A 1,620-nucleotide genomic window follows, 5' to 3' on the forward strand; every position below is an offset into this window, starting at 1 on the left:
CTGGACGTGGTGGGTGAGCCATGTCGAAAGCCTGCGCCCCGACAGCCCCGAGCCTCTCGATCAGGGCGGGGCCTTCATCCTCTACCGCGAGGCGATCGAGGGCGCGGCCAAGGTGGTCGAGCGGACCGCCTCGGGGCGCCGGCGGTGATGCGCGAGGGGCGGCTGACCTATCTGGGCGGCTGGCCCGACAAGCGGCCGCGCGGCGCGTCGTCTCGGCGCTTTGCGCACGGGCGGGGCTCGACGTGGTCGAGCTTCCCGAAGGGGTGCGCCGCCGCGACACCGGAACGGAGCGGTTCTGGTTCAACCATGCGACCGAAGCGGCGCGCGTCGGAGGGCTGGACCTGCCGCCGCTGTCGGTGACGCGGATCGCGCGAGACGGCTAGAGCCGCGGCGCGATCCGTTCGGCGGCGTCGAGTAGCGCCGCGTCGCGAAACCCGGGCGCGGTGAGCATCAGCCCCGCGCCGGGCGTGGCCTTGATCGGAAGCGAGATCGAACAGCCGTCGATCACGTTGGCCAGAGAGGTGTTGCGCAGCGCCAGCAGGTTCAGCCGATCGAAGGCGGCGGGATCGTCGAAGGCCGAAAGCTGTGGCGGCAGGATCGCCACCGTAGGCAGCACGATGCCCGCCTCTCCCAGCTCGTCGTGGGCTTGGGCCGCGATGGAGGCGCGCTGCGCGAGGCTCTTGGCATAGGTGACGGCATCGACCTCGTCGGCGCGGCCCATGCGCGCCCTGACCCTCGGGTCGATGAGATCGGGCGACGTCTCGTAGGGTCCGGCGTGATGCACGCGGCTCTCCACCGCCGCGAACTGCCAGATCGGCAGCCTTGTATAATCGGCGAGAAAGCCCGGGTCGCGGCGCTCGATCCCGAAGCCCAGATCGGCGAGGATCGCGAGGCAGGCCTCGAAGGCGCGGGCGACCTCCGGGTCGAGTTCGGTCATGCCGAAGCTCTCGGGCACGATGAGGCGGTGCAAGGGCGCGGCTTGCGCGACGGGTTGCATGGCGGGGGTCGCCAGCGCCTCCTGCGCGCGCCTGAGCGTCGCCACGTCGCGCGCCATCGCCCCGACGCTGTCGAGCGTGTGCGACAGCGCCGCGGCCCCTTGGGCCGGGATGGTGGCCGCCGTCGGCTTCATCCCCGCGACGCCGCAGAACGCCGCCGGGATGCGCAGCGAGCCGCCGGTATCGGTGCCGAGCGCGATGTCGATCTGCCCCGAGGCCAGCGCCGCCGCGCCGCCGGAAGTCGAGCCTCCCGCGATCGCGCCGTGGACCGATGGGCGACATCGGCGTGCCGAAATGCGGGTTTAGCCCGAGCCCGGAATAGGCGAACTCGGTCATGTTGGTGTGGCCCACCAGCTCGGCCCCGGCGGCGCGCAGGCAGGCCACGGCCTCGGCGTCACGGGTGGCGGCGGGCTGTGCGGCGCGAGCGTGCGAGCCCGCGCGCGTCACGTATCCCGCCACGTCGAACAAATCCTTCACGCCGACCCGTAGCCCCGACAGCGGCCCTTGGGGCGTCGGGGCGGGGGCAAAGCTCTGGGTGAAGTTCGGGGGCAGGTACGCGCTCACAAGGGGGCTCCTTTGGCATCGATGGATCGCGGCGAGGTCGGACGGGCCTCGGCCGGTTTTG

General features: G+C 72.2%; 2 protein-coding genes and 1 pseudogene. 1 reads left to right on the top strand and 2 read right to left on the bottom strand.

What is annotated here, in order from left to right:
* Nucleotides 1-242: 242 nt before the first annotated feature.
* Nucleotides 243-383, top strand: a complete 141-nt coding sequence (locus MBELCI_RS21165; RefSeq protein WP_021695813.1) for a hypothetical protein — start codon at nt 243-245, stop codon at nt 381-383.
* On the opposite strand, the gene MBELCI_RS20275 is transcribed toward MBELCI_RS21165, so the two are convergent.
* Complete coding sequence (locus tag MBELCI_RS20275) at nt 380-1,291, bottom strand: amidase (RefSeq protein WP_110546658.1); 912 nt, start codon at nt 1,289-1,291, stop codon at nt 380-382. The genes MBELCI_RS21165 and MBELCI_RS20275 overlap by 4 nt on opposite strands.
* Nucleotides 1,263-1,559, bottom strand: a pseudogene (locus MBELCI_RS22865) (amidase family protein); the annotation flags it as partial. The pseudogene MBELCI_RS22865 and the gene MBELCI_RS20275, both read right to left, overlap by 29 nt.
* Between the last annotated feature and the right edge of the window lie 61 nt (nt 1,560-1,620).

This window comes from Limimaricola cinnabarinus LL-001 (assembly GCF_000466965.1).
In the GTDB taxonomy this organism is placed as follows: Bacteria; Pseudomonadota; Alphaproteobacteria; order Rhodobacterales; family Rhodobacteraceae; genus Limimaricola; species Limimaricola cinnabarinus.